This is a genomic window from Cesiribacter sp. SM1 (assembly GCF_020178975.1).
In the GTDB taxonomy this organism is placed as follows: domain Bacteria; phylum Bacteroidota; class Bacteroidia; order Cytophagales; family Cyclobacteriaceae; genus Cesiribacter.
Genome location: NZ_JAHXBU010000045.1, coordinates 216,087 through 236,454, shown reverse-complemented (window position 1 = coordinate 236,454; position 20,368 = coordinate 216,087). Strand labels below are relative to the sequence as shown.

Genomic DNA, 20,368 nt, shown 5'->3' with positions numbered 1-20,368 from the left:
AACCGAGGCAAAGGTCATTTTTGCTATACGCTGATCGTGTTTGTCGGAGTTGTTCATGCCTTGCATTTTCATGTTAATATTCTGTATGTGACCTTCAAAGCAGCTTTTCTTGCTGCACACAAAAATCTATATTAATTTTTTTGTCACCTTTCCCCGAATACATGTGAACGGAAGTCAGCCCGTCCTTCACACGAATCAAGTCAATTGAATTTTGCGAAAATCTGGATATAATTCAAGATGGAGAACCCCAGCTGTAGCCCTTTTTTTGGCAAAATTATTACTATTCATAAGTAAAGGTTATCAATAGTAATAATCTGCTGAAGAGGCGATGGAAGAAGCGTTCAATCTTAATGCGAAAGTCAAATTTGAGTTGATCTATTCCTGGCGGACTGTTCAAAAAAACGCCGGGGCCGGTAAAGTTTATACCCATACAGCATCTGTTGCTCCGGCAGCAATAAAAAAGGTTCAGAGACTTTTGCCTCTGAACCTTCCCTGGTTCTTCCATATCTTGCCAGCTACTGTGGAAACAGGGGCTCTTTACCAGCTGTTCTTCACCAGCTGGTAGTTGCTGCCATTTTTCCTGAACCATTCACTGGCCTGCGCCCGTGCTTTGGGGTAGCTGTCGGTGGGGATATCTCCCGAAGTACCTAGCTGGAGGGGAGATTTCTGAATGGTGGGTACGAGCAGCTCCATGATGTGGTAGGCGCAGGTGATTTTCCTGGAGGAGTCCGGATCAGGGCTGCTGCAATCGGTGCTCTCCAGCAGCAGGAGCTTTACCAGGTAATCAGTAGCGGCTTTCTGGCGTACCCAGGCCAGATCCGGCAGCAGCTCATACACCAGATCATCGCCCAAAGGTAGCTTTCTAGCCTTCTTCACCAGTAACTGTGTGGCCTCTGTATTGGCCATACGGGAGAGGGCAAGATAAGCCGTCCAGCGCATATGGATATTCCGGAGCATGTTGGTTCAGCGTCAGATTTGGTGAAACTAGGCTGAATTAGCCAGCACTCGCCGTCGCAACAGTTCAAAGCTGGCTCTGCCATACATCTGTCGCTTGATGTTTTTCAAGCGGTTGACCTGCCCTTCTGTTTGCCCATTGCTCCAGCAGGAGCTCATTTCCTGATAGACTGCATCAAAATCCTGCTGAATTCCCCTGACAAAACTTTTGAATGGAGAAAGCTTAGCTGCTTTCTCACACCAGCGCTTCAAGTCTTCACCCTTTTTGCGTTCCATCATGCTTTTGAACTCGAGGTTCAGCTCCCAGAGCTGTTTGAGTAAAGAGCTATTCTCCAGTAGTTTTTTAGAAAAGGTATCTGTTTTTCCTCCCAATCTGCCTGTGGCTTACAAAAGGCAATGCTAAGGCTACGAGTTGAGTAGTTTGCTACTTTTTGAGCAGCAGGTAAAGCAAAGCCATCTCCTGTTTTAGGATACTGCGATAGAAAACCAGCCACAATGGTATAGGAGCCGTTGTAGCCGCTGACTTTAATTTCCTGCAAAAGTGTTTTTGCACATTGCTGGCCGTCAGCAGGGGCATACACACCAGTTGGAGCAGCATAGATTTCGCCATAAGGGGGTTAATGAAATAGGTAAAGATTGATGTATTTGTGTGCTCTCCTCGACCAGGGCTCCGGATTTTGCTTTAGCATTTTCCGGATCCCTGGTACATCCTGGGTAGTGCTGGCATTTACACTACCCAGTATAGTTTGCTTTATGAGTACTTGGCAGGATAAGCTTAGCCTGGTGAAAAACGATTCTATTGAAGCCGTTGCAAATAGGTTTGCTATATTGACCACACCCCTTGTCCGAGCCGACTCAATGCACTGGTACAAATCTTTTCTGGTGCAGCTGTTTATACTTTTTTGGAACAATATCAAAACATTATCAACCCCTTGGACCGGCTGCTTAATTTCCGAACAAAGGTTGTACTACCCTTTCCCGTTTATGGAGATGGTCTTCATGACCATGTCGATTAAAAACTCTTCTAACCGATTCCCGGGACTTACATCAATGTTTGTAAGAGAGGGTAAGTGGCTGGCAAAGAACTTCTGGTAATGTGCACTCTCTGTAACGGTGGAAACCAGGGAAACAGGATAAGGATAATCAGGATTGATTTCCATGATAATATCTGATACTCGCTTACACAAGCGTTTATAGCTCCGGAAATAGCCTTCGCGATTATCAGCATCTACTTCCTTGGTTAAAAAGGATTTTGCAGACTCAGCTACTACAATACGCTGTAAGGTCGCCTCATCGATGTGTGAGAAACTATTATCATTGCGGATGTTACCTGCAAGAATCCGGATAGCAGCTTTTAGTCTTACTTCCGGGGAGGACACATTCGAGGTTGCAAATACCAGCCGGTACTCCTGCCAGTTCCAGTACCAGGAGATCAGGTATATCAGCAACATATGTTTGTTTTCAAAATAGCGGTAAATGGTGGCCTCTGTTGAACCTATCCGTTCTGCAAGTTTTTTAAAAGTAAATGCTTCAAAGCCTAAATCATCCAAAAGGAGAATACCCTGTTGAAGGATGTTCTTCCCTATTTCTGAAGTTTCAGGATCTTTCAGGTACAACTTTTCATCAACCTTTATATTAATGTTTGCCAGTAGATTCTTCATTTAAAAGTTTTTGTTCTTTCTACTTTTCATCGTAGAATTCTACAGCACCTGTTTCAACATTGTACATACCACCCACTATTCCTATTTGTCCTTTTTCAACCATTTCCCGGATAATGGGGCTTTTATCAGGAATTTGCTTCAACATGTTTAAAACGTTTCTTTCAGCCACCTTTTCTACAAACTCCATATTTCTAGAACTTCTTTCTCCTGTGTAGTTGATAGCATCTACAGAAGGCTTTATTTTATGCAAAAGGCCACTAAGGTGTCCTAGCTCTACATGGTCACAGGCTCCTTTAACCGCTCCACAATTGGTATGGCCAAGTACGACAATAAGTTTTGAGCCGGCAACTTTACAGGCAAACTCCATACTGCCTAGTATATCTTCATTTATGATATTGCCGGCAATTCGGGTACTGAAAATATCTCCCAGGCCCTGGTCAAATATTAATTCAGCAGAGGTGCGGGAATCGATACAGCTTAGCACAACAGCAAAAGGATACTGTCCCTCCGAGGTTTCATTTACCTGCTGCAGGTAATTGCGGTTCAGCCTAAGACTATTTACAAATCTTCGATTGCCTTCTAACAATATCTCCTTGGCTCTGTCAGGCGTTAATTGGGCTTGTGATTGCTTGGTTTGCGTTCTCATAAAAAAAATAGTTAAAATTCAGGTTTTAGATTTTAAGGATTTGTAGGGCTATCCTGCAGGGGTGAATATTTTTCAATTTTCGGCTTACCTGACCTCCCAAGGATAGTTAATTCTATATTTTTCTCTACGGCCGTATCCCTGAAATTCTCAAAAAGCTCTTTTACATCATCGTCAATAAAGACAGAGCGGGAGGTATCAATTTCAACTCTTGATCCTTCAGGAACGCCTCTTAAAGTTTCCATAATATTTCCTTTATTGAGAAAACTCACGTCTTCGGCCATCACCAGGCGGTAAACCTTCTTACCTTCAGGGGTTTTCTCCTTGTATACTGCATGGGAAACATGGTAATTGTTCTTCAGAATAAAGAAAATAGCTACCACCACACCAATACCTATCCCTGTAAGCAAATCGGTGAAAACAATGGCTGTAATTGTCACTATAAATGGAAGGAACTGATTCCAGCCGCTTTTATACATTTTCTTGAACAGTTCAGGCTTTGCAAGCTTGTAACCCACCATGATCAAAATGGCTGCAAGGCTGGCGAGCGGTATCAGGTTTAAAACTCCAGGAAAGAGCATAACACTGACCAGGATCAGGATACCATGGATAAAGGCAGATAGCCTGGTTTTACCACCTGATTGAATGTTGGTAGAACTTCTTACGATCACCTGGGTAATAGGTAGGCCACCAATCAGGCCAGAGACGATGTTACCCACACCCTGTGCTTTCAACTCCCGGTTCGGCGGACTTATTCTTTTATAAGGATCAAGCTTGTCCGTTGCTTCCAGGCAAAGTAAGGTTTCCAGACTTGCCACGATGGCTATGGTGAAACCTAAAATAACCACCTGCGAGATAGATGTAAGGGCTTGGCTAAAGTCCGGAAAGGTAAACTGTTGGGCAAAGCCGCTTAAACTATCCGAAACCGGGAGCTGTACAAGATGGTCTTCTGCAAGGGCAAGATGAGGCCATAAGCTGTTGTATAATATGTTAAGCCCAATGCCCAGCATCACCACCACAAGTGGGCCCTGAATTATCTGAAATATTTTTCCTTTTTTGGAGAGAACCTGGTCCCAGAATATGAGAATCAGCAGGGATAAGACACTGATGATGATGGCGCCGGTAGAAACATAATTGAAAGCATTTATAATTTCTGTAAAGGTGTTTTCGCCCTCCAGGCCTTCATAGTGGAGGTCTCCTTCATAATTTTCATCATAGCCAAATGCATGGGGTATCTGTTTTAAAGCAATGATAATGCCGATGCCGGCGAGCATTCCCTTGATAACAGAAGAGGGAAAGTAGTAGCCAATGATGCCAGCCTTCAGGAATCCCATGGCCAACTGAATAATGCCTGCCAGGACCACGGCTACAAGGAATACCTCATAATTATCCAGGCTCTCAATTGCATTGAGTACAATCACGGCCAGGCCTGCTGCCGGGCCACTAACGCCAAGATTTGAGCCACTGATCAGGGTTACCACGATGCCTCCAACAAAACCGGCAATTATGCCGGAAAAAAGCGGAGCCCCTGATGCAAGGGCAATTCCCAGGCAGAGGGGTACTGCAACCAGAAATACAACTATTCCGGCTGGGAGGTCATTCTTAAAATCTTTAAAACTAAGCATAGGCTCAATAGCTTTATGAACAATTATTATAGTGTTACTATCAATTTATCAAAATAAAATATATTTATATTAAAAATCCCAGTATTACATTTATGTTTTTGATCTATTACTCTAATCCAGCAAACGATATCATAGGAAATTTCACTGCACTATCTATAAATCATGTCTCCTCTAAAATGTTGAAGAATCATCTGTGCCATGAGGTAGCGTGCATGAATGGGCTAAGGCAGGTGCGGTTCTCCCAGCCGCTTTATTGTCAGGCATCACTAAAGCTTGAATGTTTTAATCTGTTTTTTTTGCTGACTAAATCTTTTGTTGCAAGCTTCGTTAGCAGCATGTGCCCTCTATACCCATTTCATTCAAGAAAATATTTTTTCAATAAAGCTAATTGGTAGAGGATGCTCGTGCTAGAAATGCAAGTAGTCATATGGCTTAGAAGCCCAGTCCATGCATTAGTAGGCAAGTTTATTTTAAAATCTCATTTTGAGAATCACTGCCCGTCAAGTACAGGTAGCGGTGTGGCTTAGCATCACATAATTGTCTATGTGATGAAATAAAAATCTCCAGCTGTTCGGGACTACCCTCCTGCATCGATACATGCACCCTGTTAGGCGGAGAACACTTACAATCAAAGATTACCTGATCATTTCTGGTTTTCGTTCACCTATCTGCTGGCGCCACATTGCATAGTACAGCCCTTTTTTTGTTAGCAGCTCGTTATGTTTACCGGCTTCTACAATCTTTCCTTTCTCCAACACAAATATTGTATCTGCATGCATGATAGTAGACAAACGATGTGCTATTAGCACGGTGATCTGTTCGCGCAGTGTAGATATTTCTCTTACAGTTGCAGTGATCTCTTCTTCTGTGAGTGAATCCAGGGCAGAGGTTGCCTCATCAAAGATGAGTAAACGCGGGTTTCGCAGCAGGGCACGGGCAATGGATAAGCGCTGTTTTTCGCCACCCGACATCTTAAGCCCGCCCTCACCAATCTGAGTATTCAGGCCTTCTGTTGAGCGCAATAGTAGTTTAGTACAGGAGGCTTTTTGCATGGCTGCATACATTTCTTCATCGGTAGCATCAGGCTTAACAAACTGCAGGTTATCTTTGATGGTGCCTGAAAACAGGTTTGTTTCCTGTGTTACAAATCCCAGCTGCCGACGTGCTTCGTTCAACCAGATTTCTCTGCCAGCGTAGTTATTATAAAATACCTCTCCCTGTTGTGGAACATATAATCCTACCAAGAGCTTCACTAAAGTAGATTTTCCGGAACCCGAAGGCCCTACAAATGCAATGGTGTCTCCAGTGTTGGCTTCAAAGGAAATGCCATCAATAGCATTTTGTGCTGCTCCTCTGTGTTTGAAGCATACATGCTGAAAACGTAACTGCTTCAGCGGTCCAATGTCAATGGCAGACTCCGGGCGCTTCTCTATCGTTTTATGCATGAGTTCATCAAAATTGATCAGCGCCGCTTCTGCCTCCCTGTATGCCAGTATGATGGTGCCTAAGTCCTGTAGTGGTCCAAAGATGCTTACTGAAATAAATTGCATCGATATAAGTTCTCCTGTGGTTAATACATCTCTGAAAATCAGCCACAGTAGCGTAAACAGGATTGATTGCTTCAGTAGATTCAGGGCTGTGCCCTGTAGAAAAGACAAGGTGCGCACCCGCTTTACCTTAACCATTTCCAGTTCAAAAATTTGCTCGGTATATGCCCGTAGTCTTCGCACTTCCTGGAAGGTTAGCCCCAGGCTCTTTACAAGCTCTATATTACGAAGCGACTCTGTAATCACTCCTGACATTTTGTTGGTAGCCCTGTTGATTGAGCGCTGCATGGTTTTGATTTTAGCGCTTAGTAAACTGGTAAGCCCGCCCAATACCACCATGCCTACAAAAAATACCGGCACCAGCGCCCAGTGTTTGGTTACTGCATACCACACAAGAAAACCAATACCCACCACTGAAGAAAAAAGTATATTAATAAAAGCAGTGATGAAGCGTTCTGTATCGCGCCTCACCCGCTGCAGAATAGAGAGGGTTTCACCGCTGTTCTGATCCGCAAACTCCTGGTAGGACAAGCGCAGTGTTTGCTTTAATCCGTCATTAAATATTTGCACGCCAAATTTTTGTACAATCAGATTAGTCAGGTACTCCTGAAAGGCTTTTGCCAGCCGTGAAAGTAAGGCAATGACAATGGCAAGCAGCATAAGCCAAAGTGCACCTTTAACCCTTGCTTCTGCAGGCATGGTAAATGGCGGAGTGGCGTAGCGGTCTATGATTTTTCCAAAGATAACGGGATCGTAAAGGGCTAGCACCTGGCTGATGCCTGCCAGCAGCAAAGAAAAAAATACCAGTCCACGATGTGGCTTCAGGTAATTCCAAAGTACACGCATGTTTGTGGTTCAGTTACAGCGGTAGGTTAGTTACTGTAGTATGTAACGGAACTTGTGAAAATATGTCAGCACAAAAAAATGATATCTCTAGCTGGAAAGGAACACTTTTAGAGCATGTTTAAATTTTGAGTAGGGCATAAAAAAAGCGAGTCAGTTGCGTAAGAAAAGTGACCAAACTTTTTTACTTATGCAGACTCAATATCAGAGACTTACTGACAGCGTGGCTGCCGCTCGCAGTGGGAAATTATAAAAGAATATCTTCCTACACAACGTAAACGTTCATATGATCTTCGGGATGTGGTGGATGGAATTTTCAGGGGACTTCGCATAGGCAATCAGTGGCGCAATATGCCTAATGTCTTACCACCCTGGCAGAGTATTTACTACTATTTCAGGACTTGGAAAGCAAATGACACATTGGAAAAGCTACTGGGCCTTGAACAACATACAGCAGTATAAGGTAACGTGAATTATGGATTATGCGATGAGTAAAACGTTTTTTTTCTTGATTAGGTGCTGGTTTTCAGGCAAGAAAACAGAAGCTTTGCTGTCATAGAAGCAATAAGCAGTTAAAGCTGCCAGCATATGGGCCATTGCATTGACTGAACTTCTATGACGGGTGTGCTCCAGATCAAAGACAGAGGTTAAGATATCATTGACTGATTCAACAAAAGCTCTTTTTCTAAGCTTGAGCTTGTCCTCTAGCAATAGCAGCTTGTTTTTCATAGTGGCTCTGTCTTTGGTGATGAGTTGCAGACCTTTTTGGTAAAACTCTTCAAAGAGGGCTGTCATGTAGCCTTTGTCTCCAAAGCACTTGCCCTTCAGGCCAGCAAATAAATAATTGAGCATACCCTGATTATTATCTGCCAGATTACCTGGAGTGAAGACAAAGCGGTCCGCCGCCGGGGTTGATGATTTTCCCCACCTGATTAATGATCAAGTATGCTTTGAATCCATAAAACCTGCCCGGGGAGCGTAGCCCATAGAGCTTTTACCTCTTTTAGCCTGTGCCCCAAAGACTCTGTTACTGTGAATTCTTCTGTTGTGGCACACTGGCAGTGGTTTAGAATCTACAACATACCAGCCCGTGCGCTGGGAAAGCAGAGTTCTCCATTTGAGGAAGACATACAGGCCAGGTAGTAGACGGGGAATCAAAGCTACAAATCGTTCATAGCTGACCAACTGTGGAAAGTAGCTCCTAAGGCTTATGCTCACATAGTGCCCATAGTAGTATCGCCCGGCGACCCGGTGAAAGCATTTAAAACCAGAAAACTGATAAAAATCTAGTATGGCCAACATCTCACTGTCACTCATTGATGGATGATTGGTAACAGAATATTGGAATTGTGGCTGATGTTTTTTCCATTCCTCAAGAGCTACACAAAAATCGTCCAGGCAGATGAATAGCTCTATTAACTTATTTGCTTCCGCAGTGGAACTGTATCTTCACTAAGCATGGGCTACTGGTGCTTAAGATGGTTAGTTGGTCGTACCTCTAATATCTTAAATCCTGTAGCCTTTTGCTATTTATAAACCCTGATTATCAGTAAATTAATCCATAACCCACGTTATTCAATTAACGTGAGTTATGGATTAGCATCTACGTAAGTTGCTCCTTAATCGTCATCCCCGCGCAGGCGGGAATCTGTCAGATAGGCAGGAATGGTGATTTCACCTGTAAAAGCAACAGGTCTCCCTCTTCAGGGGAATGACGGCTTGTATTTGACTCTAGAAGATGATAACAGGTAGATTAGCAGTTGCTTTAATCCATAACTCATGTTAACTACTAAAAATGCTGCTTATAAGCCGGCGATGGAGTGCTAATCTGTATAGTGGTGCCAGGGCCGTGTCGTGGTAAAAATATCAGAGGCCTGCAGTAAGGGGAAATGAATCGCACCTGCGGCGATAGCCAGGCGGCTGCTGTGTTTCCTCCCAATCAGGAACCTTTTCCAGCTATTAAGTGGAATCCGGAGGAGCCGCATCGCTCTCCGGATTCCACAACCCGCAGAAGTAAGGGTATAAGCTGTAAAGCCACGGATGGTCAGCTTTTGGAGCCTGTCGGTGCTCTCTACACCCTGCTGGCATAGGCATGCACCTGGGCAAAGACCGACTGAATATAACTTTCTTCTAATCCTTCGGTCTTTGCTTTTTGAATCAGACTACCTAATGATTCCTGTAATTGTTGAGTGTGGGCCGTTTTATGCGTATCACTCAGATTGCTGAACCCCAGTTTACCGAAAACTCTCGCTCTTTGAGACAGCAGATTGAAAAGTTCATGATCAAGAGAACTGATCTCCTGGCTAAGATCATCCAGTAGCTCCTGTTCCTCTTTCAGATCTTTACGTTCCCTCATGTAGAGCTGATGTAGCATATCGCCCAAAACTTCGGGGGTAATCTGCTGTTTGGCATCACTCCAGGCCTTATCGGGATCAATATGTGATTCGATCATCAAGCCATCCATGCCCAGGTCCAGGGCTTTCTGTGAAAGCTGCTTCAGCACATCCCTGCGTCCGCCAATGTGACTTGGATCACACAGCAGGGGAATTTCTGGCATTTCCTTTTTAAAATTAAGCGCCAGGTTCCATTTAGGAGTATTCCGATAAGCAATGGTTGTATCGGTGGAAAACCCGCGATGGATAGCACCCAGGTCTTTGATCCCTGCCTGGGCCAGCCGTTCAATGGCACCGATCCAGAGCGCAAAATCAGGATTGATAGGATTCTTAACCAATACCGTTACATTGGTTCCTGCCAGGGAATCGGCAATCTCCTGTACTGAAAAAGGGTTCACACTTGTTCTGGCACCAATCCAGAGGATATCTATTCCATAGGCAAGCGCCTCGGCAACATGTCTGGCATTGGCCACTTCGGTGGCAACCAGCATGCCGGTTTCCTGCTTTACTTTTTGCAGCCAGCCAAGACCTTCTTTGCCTACCCCTTCAAAACTGTTTGGTCTTGTACGGGGCTTCCATATTCCGGCTCTGTATACATGGGCTATGTTCCGGCTTTTGATTCTTCTGGCTGTTTCCAGTACCTGTTCTTCGGTTTCTGCACTACAGGGACCGGCTATAATAAGCGGAGATCCGGGCTCACTGCTTAACAGGCTGGATTTGTTTGAGGTTGTTTGCTCGCTTTTCATGTATCTGGCAATTTTAAAGTTGCTGTATGGACAAAAAAAAAGCCCCGAATTCTTCGGAGCTTAGTAGGTGGTATTTATGATCTTTTCAGACAATACACAACTTACCTCGCTCCGTTGAGAGCCAGAAGGTAAATGAATATATTGCGCTGATAAGTGTTCTCATTTTTTATTTGATTCGGCTAGTTTATGTAAATAAATTCAATTTCCAAAATTTTAATTTAAAAATCGCCTCTATCTATGATCATTACAGGAGAGTAATAAGGATTAGGTCAGGTCTTCGCTCTTGCCCTGCTTTGGTTCCCGCATAATTGCCGGCTCGATCAATTAGTGCTTAAACATTCAAATCTGCTCCTTTTGGTTATGATGATCTGTGGATCAGACTAGGTTCTGTATTTTTTTTTACTTGCCTGCTTTATCTAAAGGCTTTTTGAGAGGGTAGGAAGATGGACTTTTGTTTCTAAGTTTTTTGCTTCAAATTTCTTTAATTAGATATTAGGCAGATTTGGTTTTATGAACGATCTCATCGATCATTTCAGACAGGCAGTACCGCTCACAGATGCAGAGGCAGAATTAATTGCCGAAGCATTCAAAACAAAACATCTGAAGAAGAAGGAGTTTCTGCTTCAAAAAGGGGATGTGTCTAACCATATGCGCTTTATATCAGAAGGTTGTTTGCGCGCGTATCACCTCAGCGATGCTACCACTGAATATATACTTCAGTTCGGTATTGAAGGCTGGTGGATTAATGACTTAAGCAGTTATATCACTCAAACACCAGCTACTCAGTTTATTCAGGCCCTGGAACCCTGCAGGCTCTATCAGATTCACCGGGATGCACTAGATGAACTTTTTGATCGGGTGCCGATGCTGGAGCGATTCTTCAGGTTAAAAATACAAAAAGCTTATGTAGCATTGCAGGACCGCACCTTCAGGAGAATGAGCCAAACAGCCGAAGAGCGGTATCAGGATTTCAGGCAGCAGTACAGGCAATTAGAGCAACGGGTACCTCAGTACATGGTTGCTTCTTACCTGGATATAACACCTGAGCATTTAAGTGCACTGAGAAAAAAATGGATTGATCCGCTTTCTTAAGACATCTTAATTTTTTAGGCTTTGAGGATCATGAATTTTGTACTGTCACCAAAATGAAGTACAAATGAAAAACAAACTCATGCTAAGTTTAGCAATCAGTGCACTGGGCTTTCAGGCTGCCAATGCCCAAACAGATCAGGCAGGGAAAAGTCCCTGGGGACCTGAGGATGAAATTGGCACCCTAAATATGATGACGCCTGCCTCGAGACTAGCAGCTTTAGCTTCTATCAGCTCAGGGCAGGTTTATGATCTTAGTGTCGACTACTTTGTGGGAATGCCCAGCTTTCATGCACTGGGTGATCCTGGCTATCAGTATTGGCTCACCCACACCCCAAAAGGCACTGTTGTAGATAACCCCAATGGACTTGGGATCGCCATGAACAGTAAGGTAAGTTACACCGGAGACGCAATTTCCATGTACACGCACATGGGTACCCATATTGATGCCCTGAATCACTTTGGGCTCAATGGCAGGATCTGGAACAATTTTAGTCCCGAGGAGCACCTGGGTGATAAAGGATGGTTGAAAACAGGGGCTGAAACCATTCCACCTGTTATTGCACGTGGGGTTTTAATTGATATTCCGGATTATAAGGGAATGGAAGGGCTGCCTGAAGATTACCGCATCAGTGTCAGTGATCTAAAAGGCGCTTTGCTAAAGCAACATGTACAACTACAGGCCGGAGATGTAGTATTGATTCGAACCGGCCAGGCAAAGCACTACCACGATGCTGACAAGTACCTGCATAAGTATCCCGGTATTAATCTAGAGGCAGTAAAATGGCTGGTGGAGGACCAAAAAATAATGCTGTTAGGGGCTGATAATTTAAGTTTTGAGGCCTTTCCGCCAGAACGATCAGACAACTGGGTGCCTGTGCATACCTACCTGTTAGCAGAGAAGGGAGTTATGTTTATTGAGCAGATGCAACTGGAATCCTTAGCGGCAGATAAGGTGTATAAGTTTGCATTTATTGCAGCCTCCCTAAAACTAAAAGGAGCCAGCGGATCTCCTATGCGACCAATTGCTATTCCAATAAAATAAATGACTTTATAGGGTGCTGTTGATCAAAGCCAGGGCTCAAGCCCAACATCTGGAAAAAACAGTCTGGAACGGGAGCCAGGTATCCTGGTGATCATCATTCATGGAATACAATCAATCTTGTGAGCCAGGCCCGGGTCAGGCAGCTACTACAGCCAAAAAAAGGTTTAAGGCTGGAGTCTAAGAAAGTTTTTTGCACTGCCAGAAAACCTTTTTGAAGCGGTACGTGCCCTCCTGAACCGGGCTGGTGGTGTTCTGCAATGCTTTGCGTGAAAATGAGGGGGCTGCAGGGGTTATGTTGCGTTTTGTTATATTGCTTTTCTGTTCGTAACTTTCCGCTTAGGTTACTTAGGTCATGAACAAATATATTCTGGAACATCCCGGAGATATCCTTAGGCAGAGGCAAATTAGAGATTTCATATTAAAACCTATGCTGGAAGGATTGAGCTGCCCCAAATGTGACAAAGACACGATAATCGGTATAGATTACGAGGGTTGTTGCAGAATACTCTCATTCTGTTGTCTGGAACATAAGAATCGGTTGAAGGAACAGTTACAAAGTCTTGCAGTGTGTCAATGCAGGTAGAACTGCGTCAGGAGTTTTGGTCTCTTATGCATAGGTATCGGCCTTCATGAAAACTCTTGATGAGAATATTTTCAGTTTTTACTGTGCTTGTTGCTGTAGCTAATCAATCATTAGCCAAGGTAATCCCAGTTGTGCTCTCCGGAGCTGAGCAAGGGAGGCCCCATCGCTCCATATGAAAATGGCATTCTGTACTATTATAACGTGAGTTATGGGTTAGCATCAGTGTCAGTTGCTCCTTAATCGTCATCCCCGCGCAGGCGGGGATCTGTCAGCTCAAAACAGGAATGGTGATTTCAGCTGTAAAAGCAGACAGATCTCCCTCTTCAGGGGAATGACGACTTGTCTTTAGCTGTAGAAGATGATAACAGGTAGACTATCAGTAGCCTAAATCCTTAACGAATGTTACAATAGAGATAACTGAGTTAAGAAGTGTAACAGCTTAGTATGAATGGAGCCTGGCGTTCAGGTATGAGTCCAGGTTTTGAGGCGTGATAATCTCCAGGGGGAAAAGATCCATTGCAGGTGGTTCCTTCTTAAGTAAGAGGTAATTTGACAGGTGATGGATCCCCAGGAAAGCCTGGCGTTTAGGGTTCTGGTTGATCAGAAAGTCGATGATGCCAGCTTTCAGATAGCGAATATTTTCCTCCAGGAGATCATATCCGACAAGGCGAATACCTTTTTTTCCATTTCTTTCCAGAAATGCAGAAACAATGGAAAGACCTTTGGAGGTGGTTACCAAAATTCCTTTTAACTGCGGATCAGCTACCAGCAACTCAATTTCCTGGTTAATTTTTGCAGCTTCGGAGCTCTCAAGGTCTAATGACACCACCTGGACGCCTCCGGACTGGTTTTCTTCGAAAAACTTTCGAAATCCTTTCTCCTTTTCCAGTAAGTGTACCGCGTTCTGAATGTTCTCATTAATATGAAGAATAGCGAAAGTACCAGGACCGTGATGACCGATATGGCAAAGTTCTCCTCCCACTTTTCCACTCTCCAATAAATTCTGTCCGATAAAGCTCAGGGAAGAGGCCTCGGGGATGTTTGAGTTGAAGAGAACATAAGGAATGCCAGCTGTTTTGCAGAGCATTAAAAAGGGAAGTGTCTCCTTATAGAATATAGGAGCTAGTAAAATACCATCTGGTTTTGTAAGATAGACCTCCTCGCTAATGCTTTTGAACGAGTTCTTATCGTACAAATTAAAGTGATAAGTATCGATCTGAAAATCGTATGGCGCCCACTCTGCGATAGATTGTTTGATGCCCAGGCTGGATTGTGTCCAGTATTCATCCAGGGAAGGATCAGGAATTATGGCAGCAATGTAGTGCCGCTTCCTCGAGCCAAGCGTGCGGGCAATCAGGTTGGGTTTATAATCTACTTTAATAATTGCCTCCTGCACTTTTTTTAAGGCTTCCTCCGAAACTCTCCCCCTGTTATGGAGCACACGGTCTACAGTGCCTACCGACACACCGGCATGGAAGGCAATGTCTTTTATTCTGTTCTTTTTCTGACCCATCAAAGGTGAATGAATATTAAATATAGGATAGAACTGGCATAGGTTCCAAATAGAAGTACGTTGCCTTCACGCCGCTGCTGCCTTTCCTTTGGTATAAATATTACAGGCATTATTGGCAAGCTCAAACAAAACGCGGAAAATCATCATAAAAAGCTTACAATGCATGTGTGCGGAAACACATTCGGTGTGTGCGCACACATTTCCTGTATTTTTCTTGTATTTTAAATTTCACTCATTTATATTCGATCATATAACTACCTGATCTATCATATTCATTACATCTAAACAGAGCGCTGAAATATGTGCTGTTAGGTGTCAACTCTCATTGCGGTATTTAGGGTGAAAGGCTTGTTCACTTAGGGCCTGGATTTAGGTACTCATTAACCAACGCACATTGTACCAAAACCACGAAGTTGAGCAAGTGCAAAGGAGGCTGAAAGAGGCCTTAGGAATGATCTAAAAAAGAAGCAGGGCGGGAGTACCTGGGTGGGGAAAAAGGAAAGCTTGATCAGCTTTTCTGTTGGTGAATAGAAAAGTGCCCTGGAACATGATTGGCAAAGCATTACCTCTGGTGCCGTACCATTAGTAGAATTTAACTTTTTCTGGGTGTAAAGGGTATCTGCCAATTCCTGTGGCAGAGCATACTCCCAGCTTGTCTTAAAATTTCACTAACCCAAACCAGTATGAAGAAAAGTTACATTTTTTGGAGTATTACTACTTTTCTTATGTTTTGCTGTCAGCTTGCCTGGGCACAGCGAATGATTAAAGGAAAAGTAACGGATGAGGTAAGCCAGCCGCTGCCAGGTGTTGCTGTAATGATCAAAGGGACTAACACAGGCGTTGCAACGGGTGTGGATGGAACCTTTTCACTTCAGGTGCCCCAGGGAAAAGATACCCTGATTGTTTCATTTATCGGGTATGTTAGAAAAGAAGTGCCCATTCATAATCGGTCTGTTGTTGATATTGCAATGGAGCCTGATGTAAAGGCACTGGAAGAGGTGGTGGTAACGGCATTGGGAATCGAGAGAGAGCAAAGAGCCTTAGGATATGCTACCAGCACGGTTAGTGCAGAAGAATTGACCCAGACAGGTAATACGAATTTTGCATCGGCGCTTTATGGAAAGGCCGCTGGTGTAAAGATAACCACAGCACCGGGGGGGGCAACCAGTGGAGTAAATGTTCAAATCCGGGGTATCAACTCCCTTAATTTTAACACACAGCCCTTGTATGTAGTAGATGGGGTTCTCATTCGTGATAGTGGAGAAAGAGGAAGAGCAGGCTTCAATAACGGTGGCTTTTGGGATGACCAAAGAATCAGGGGAAATGGTATTCTGGATATCAGCCCAACAGACATAGAAAGCCTGACGGTGTTAAAAGGGGCCAGTGCCACGGCTCTTTACGGATCTGATGCTGCAAGTGGTGTAATCGTTATTACTACTAAAAAGGGAACAAAATCACGTGGCCTGGGTGTAGATCTTAACTATAACTACAATGTTGAAGAGGTTGCCTTTACACCCAACTACCAGAATGTGTATGGGCCGGGTTACGACAGGGAAACAAACCTTCTGGTAGGAGCAGATGAACAGGGATGGATACCGGTAGATGCCGATGGCGATGGAACCGCTGAAGGAGTACGGCCTAACTTTAGGTCTTTCGCCCAGTTTGGCCCCAGGATGGATGGCCGGTTAGTGCCCTGGTGGGATGGTACCATGCGCGCTTACTCTCCCCAACCAGATAATTACAAGGACTTTTACCAAACAGGCTTTAATTCAGTACTGAACCTCGCTCTATCAAACCAGAACGATAAGGTAGCTTACCGGCTTTCGTACACACGGAATGATTATGAAGGCATACAAAGGGGTGGTAAACTCTCACGTAATACATTCAATTTGAACAGTACGGTGAAGCTTAGCAATAAGGTAAGCACTGATGTGGTGGTTAACTATGTTAACAGCTACACTAAAAACAGGCCTATGCAAATCAACAGACTGACTGCATCTTACGATGGCTTTTTTAGTCGGGCGGAAGATATGTCTGTGATGCTTGATAGGTACCAGACTTCAAGTGGTTATAAGTTTGTGCCTTTTGATCAGGCCATCAGAAATCCTGAGGAAGCCCTTACATACAACATCAGGCCAGAAGTGCTAAACTTCCTGTGGAGCCAGCTTCGCAATAGTGAAGAGGAATATCAAAACCGCATCATTACCAGTGCAACGCTGAATTATGAGATAATCAAAAATCTAAGGTTCAGGGGAAGGGTTGGAAATGACTTCACCAGCAGGGCTATTGAAACAATGCAGCATAACGAATATCCAATCGCCTTCAACGGAAGCAACAGTACTGGTTATTATGGCACTGCCAAAGGCAACTATTCGATTCTCTATGGTGAAGGATTACTATCTTATGCCAATCAGATAACGAGTGACTTTGAAGTTAGTGCAAACGCAGGCTATCAGATCAGGAGTGAAAACTACAGGGATCAGTCGTCAGGAACAAATGGTGGCCTGATTACAGAAAACTGGTTTAGCTTGAATAACTCGTTTGCTTTGCCAAATACATCTGCCACCCGTGCAGAGGTGCTGAAGTATGCATACTTGGGAATCCTAAGCTTAAGCTACAAAAACATGTTGTTCCTGGAAGGTACAGGAAGGCAGGAATACACCTCAACGCTGCCACCTTCCAATAATGGATATTTTTACCCATCTGTTAATGCAGGCTTTGTTTTTACTGATGCATTTGCTTTGCCTTCGTTTTTTAGTTTTGGTAAAGTAAGAGCATCCTATGGAATAGTAGGAAATGCACCGCCATACTACCAGGCCAACATTTCCTATTCACAAACGCCTCTGCAAACAGTAAATGGGCCGGTGCCCTCCCTGAGTGCCAAATCAAGTTATGGTAACGAAGACCTAAGGTCAGAGAATAAGTATGAGATGGAATTTGGCCTTGATGCCAGGTTGTTTAACAACCGACTTGGCTTTGATTTGGCTTATTATAACAGCAGGGTAGAAGATCAGATTCTGGAACTAGCCCTTCCATCTACCACCGGAGCCAGTTCCATACTATCCAATATAGGTGAGATCAGGAGCGAAGGTTGGGAACTGGCACTCAATGCCACACCTGTTTCCAGGCAAGTTATATGGGACACCCGATTAAACTTTGCCATAAACAGGAGCAGGGTGCACAGCCTATATGATGGCCTTGATCAAATCATATTCTATGATGCAGAGCAGAGTGCCGTTCGTGTAGTGGCAGAGGTAGGCGAACCCCTGGGGAATATCTATGTTTTTCCGCGTGCTACAGACGAAAGTGGCAACTACATCATAGGTGAAAATGGATTATATGTAATTGATAAAACCCGCTATGAAAAAGCAGGAAACATTTTACCTAAAATAACAGGTGGTATCTCCAATACCATTTCCTATAAGGGATTTTCATTCGATGCGCTGGTGGATTATCGTTTAGGCGGTCAGATTGTTTCTACCCCTATGAAATATGCTACCGGAGCAGGTATGTATGAAAATACTCTGCAGTACCGCGATCAGGAACATGGCGGTTTACCCTACTACATCGATGATACTAATACAAAGGTGCTGCTGCCAGATCATTCCAGTACTGCCCCCAACGGAGGCACTGTTTACCACGATGGGGTACTGCTTGAAGGTGTAACAGCAGAAGGTGCAGTAAATACCACCCTGGTAGATGCTGCATATTATTACATCAACACCTTTTACTGGGGTGCCGATGCCTGGAACGGCAAGGGTTCTGTGTATGATAACAGCTTTGTTAAAATGCGCGAAATGGTGCTGGGCTACACATTGCCAAATAACCTAACCGAACGGCTGAAATTCCAGAATGTGCGGCTTTCGCTGGTAGGACGTAACCTGTTCTATATCTGGAGAACACTGGAAAACCTCGATCCTGAAGCGCCCATCGGAAGCAGCTGGTACAGGCAGGGAATCGACGAAGGCTCCAGTGCCGCTACCAGAAGTTATGGTATCCAAATTAATGCTAGTTTCTAAGTGAACAGTAGTGGTAGATCATCTTAAAGAACATTCAGTATGAAAAAAATATCTCTTTATATCATTGGTGCCCTGGCTGCTGTAGTAAGTTTAAGTGCCTGTAAGGATGAACTGGAAGATAAGTTTTATAATCCCGATCAGACTACATCACAGTCCATTGGCGGGTTTTTCACTGAAATGCTGGACAACGACCGGGTACGTCCCAATTATTGGGAACTCCGTACTTTTATTGTTATGCATCCAGGCATCTACACCCAGTCTGTTGCTTATTTAAATGGAAATAGCGTTTTCCAGCAAAATGGAAGCTACACCCAGGACAGGTGGCAGGATTTTTACAGACCAGGCGGCAATGGCGGTGGTGTAATGGCTCATTACAGGGCTATACAAAATGCATATGAATCTTTGTCTGAAGAGGAAAAAAATGCAAACAGGATATTTCTGGAAGCAGCTAAAGTGGTGATGCTGGACCAGGCCTCACAAATGGTAGATCTATGGGGCGATATTCCATTCAGCGAGGCCGGAAGCCTTAACCTAACTGGCAAAGTAGTGCGCCCGAAGTTTGATAGGGCCGAAGATGTATATGCCGCAATATTGAGTGGCTTAAAAGAAGCCTCCGATTACATGGCTACCGCCTCAACCAATGCTTCTTTTCAAAGACAGGATATCCTGTTGCAGGGAAATGTTGATCAGTGGAGAAGGTATGCAAACTCCCTCCGCCTGCGCTTGCTTATGCGTACCTCCTTTGTGGATGAGGCAGGAGCAAAACAGCAAGTGATGGAAATGCTGAATAATCCGGGGCAGTATCCATTGGTAGATGAGCCTGAATACAATGTGCTGTTAAGTCCGCTCACTAACAATACAAATGACCTTAGAAATGCCATGACTGAGCTGACAAATTATTCCGCTCCGGAATTTATGTTGGAGGAGGTGCTGAAGCCTGCCAATGATCCTCGCATCCCTGTTCTGTTCGACAAAAATACCGGAAACACAGAGTACAGAGGCTTGCCGCAGAATTTGGGATCAGAACAACAGCAGCAGAACATTGGCATGTATGCAGTGATCGATTCTTCTACTTTCCTGCTGAACTCAAAGCTGCCAGGCATTGTAATAACGGCCGCCGAAGTTAATCTACTAAAAGCTGAAGCTTTTGAACGCTGGGGTGGAGGAGATGCACAGGCTGCTTATGAGCAAGCCCTGGAGCAGTCGGTAAGGTTTTACTACTATCTGAATAGCCTTAACGCAAATCCTAAAGCACCTTTAACACCACCAACAGCAGAAGAGATGAATAGCTTTTTGGCTGAACCCGCAGTTGCTTATGCCGGTACCCAGGAGGAAAAGTTGGAGAAGATATGGACACAAAAGTGGGTGCATTTTGGTTTTCTGCAATCCGTGCAAAGCTGGTCTGAACTAAGGCGAACAGGCTATCCTGACCTTACCTTTACGCCAGCCACAATGCCTGGCTACGAGTTGCCTCCACTGCGCCTGGTATATCCCGATAGTGAGAAAGCATTCAATGCTGACAACTACGAGCAGGTGCGGGCAAAGGATTTGCGCGATACCGAAATCTTCTGGGATGTTCAATAAGATGATATAATGTTAAAAGAGATTACCTGAAAGCATGGTGATCTCTTTTTTCCTGCTATTTCTTTAAAGCGTGTGCAGTTACGCATTCTGATATCCATTCCTGTATAAAATTAAGGTACATTA

15 protein-coding genes and 1 pseudogene are annotated in these 20,368 nt (G+C 44.1%); 6 read left to right on the top strand and 10 right to left on the bottom strand.

The features are described from left to right. Positions 1-328 precede the first annotated feature (328 nt). Entirely contained in the window at positions 329-565 is a 237-nt protein-coding gene (locus KWJ01_RS10105) for a hypothetical protein (protein WP_224996310.1), read from the top strand. On the opposite strand, the gene KWJ01_RS10100 is transcribed toward KWJ01_RS10105, so the two are convergent. From KWJ01_RS10100 to KWJ01_RS10070, 7 genes are all read right to left on the bottom strand, one after another. Next, on the bottom strand, positions 538-957 hold the full coding sequence (locus KWJ01_RS10100; protein ID WP_224996309.1) for a hypothetical protein: 420 nt from the start codon (positions 955-957) through the stop codon (positions 538-540). The genes KWJ01_RS10105 and KWJ01_RS10100 overlap by 28 nt on opposite strands. 27 nt (positions 958-984) lie before the next feature. Next, positions 985-1,326 (bottom strand): transposase, encoded by a 342-nt coding sequence (locus KWJ01_RS10095; RefSeq protein WP_224996308.1) that lies wholly within the window; start codon positions 1,324-1,326, stop codon positions 985-987. After that, positions 1,251-1,493: a hypothetical protein gene (locus KWJ01_RS10090; protein WP_224996319.1), complete on the bottom strand. Its 243-nt coding sequence runs from the start codon at positions 1,491-1,493 to the stop codon at positions 1,251-1,253. Before KWJ01_RS10090 ends, KWJ01_RS10095 begins: the two co-directional genes overlap by 76 nt. A 429-nt stretch (positions 1,494-1,922) precedes the next feature. Beyond that, positions 1,923-2,615, bottom strand: coding sequence for a TetR/AcrR family transcriptional regulator (locus KWJ01_RS10085; protein WP_224996307.1), 693 nt, complete (start codon positions 2,613-2,615; stop codon positions 1,923-1,925). Positions 2,616-2,634: 19 nt separating this feature from the next. Continuing rightward, positions 2,635-3,261, bottom strand: a complete 627-nt coding sequence (locus KWJ01_RS10080; protein ID WP_224996306.1) for a carbonic anhydrase family protein — start codon at positions 3,259-3,261, stop codon at positions 2,635-2,637. Positions 3,262-3,293: 32 nt separating this feature from the next. Next, positions 3,294-4,883 carry a SulP family inorganic anion transporter gene (locus tag KWJ01_RS10075; protein WP_224996305.1) on the bottom strand — a complete coding sequence of 530 codons (1,590 nt, stop codon included), beginning with the start codon at positions 4,881-4,883 and terminating at the stop codon, positions 3,294-3,296. 635 nt (positions 4,884-5,518) lie between these two features. Further along, positions 5,519-7,276 (bottom strand): ABC transporter ATP-binding protein, encoded by a 1,758-nt coding sequence (locus KWJ01_RS10070; protein ID WP_224996304.1) that lies wholly within the window; start codon positions 7,274-7,276, stop codon positions 5,519-5,521. 243 nt (positions 7,277-7,519) lie between these two features. Between KWJ01_RS10070 and KWJ01_RS28300 the strand changes: the two genes are divergently transcribed. Continuing rightward, on the top strand, positions 7,520-7,735 hold the full coding sequence (locus tag KWJ01_RS28300; RefSeq protein ID WP_224996318.1) for a transposase: 216 nt from the start codon (positions 7,520-7,522) through the stop codon (positions 7,733-7,735). Between the two features lie 18 nt (positions 7,736-7,753). On the opposite strand, the pseudogene KWJ01_RS27970 reads toward KWJ01_RS28300, so the two are convergent. Continuing rightward, positions 7,754-8,329 (bottom strand): annotated as a pseudogene (locus KWJ01_RS27970) (transposase). A gap of 1,015 nt (positions 8,330-9,344) precedes the next feature. Continuing rightward, positions 9,345-10,412 carry a bifunctional 3-deoxy-7-phosphoheptulonate synthase/chorismate mutase type II gene (locus KWJ01_RS10050; protein WP_224996303.1) on the bottom strand — a complete coding sequence of 356 codons (1,068 nt, stop codon included), beginning with the start codon at positions 10,410-10,412 and terminating at the stop codon, positions 9,345-9,347. A gap of 510 nt (positions 10,413-10,922) precedes the next feature. Between KWJ01_RS10050 and KWJ01_RS10045 the strand changes: the two genes are divergently transcribed. Next, on the top strand, positions 10,923-11,504 hold the full coding sequence (locus KWJ01_RS10045; RefSeq protein WP_224996302.1) for a Crp/Fnr family transcriptional regulator: 582 nt from the start codon (positions 10,923-10,925) through the stop codon (positions 11,502-11,504). A gap of 64 nt (positions 11,505-11,568) precedes the next feature. After that, entirely contained in the window at positions 11,569-12,546 is a 978-nt protein-coding gene (locus KWJ01_RS10040) for a cyclase family protein (protein WP_224996301.1), read from the top strand. A gap of 1,022 nt (positions 12,547-13,568) precedes the next feature. Here the strand turns inward: KWJ01_RS10040 and KWJ01_RS10035 are convergent. Continuing rightward, on the bottom strand, positions 13,569-14,642 hold the full coding sequence (locus KWJ01_RS10035; RefSeq protein WP_224996300.1) for a substrate-binding domain-containing protein: 1,074 nt from the start codon (positions 14,640-14,642) through the stop codon (positions 13,569-13,571). Between the two features lie 683 nt (positions 14,643-15,325). Here KWJ01_RS10035 and KWJ01_RS10030 point away from each other — a divergent pair. Both KWJ01_RS10030 and KWJ01_RS10025 read left to right on the top strand, forming a co-directional pair. Continuing rightward, positions 15,326-18,661, top strand: a complete 3,336-nt coding sequence (locus KWJ01_RS10030) for a SusC/RagA family TonB-linked outer membrane protein (RefSeq protein WP_224996299.1) — start codon at positions 15,326-15,328, stop codon at positions 18,659-18,661. 39 nt (positions 18,662-18,700) lie between these two features. Continuing rightward, entirely contained in the window at positions 18,701-20,245 is a 1,545-nt protein-coding gene (locus KWJ01_RS10025; RefSeq protein ID WP_224996298.1) for a SusD/RagB family nutrient-binding outer membrane lipoprotein, read from the top strand. Positions 20,246-20,368 lie beyond the last annotated feature (123 nt).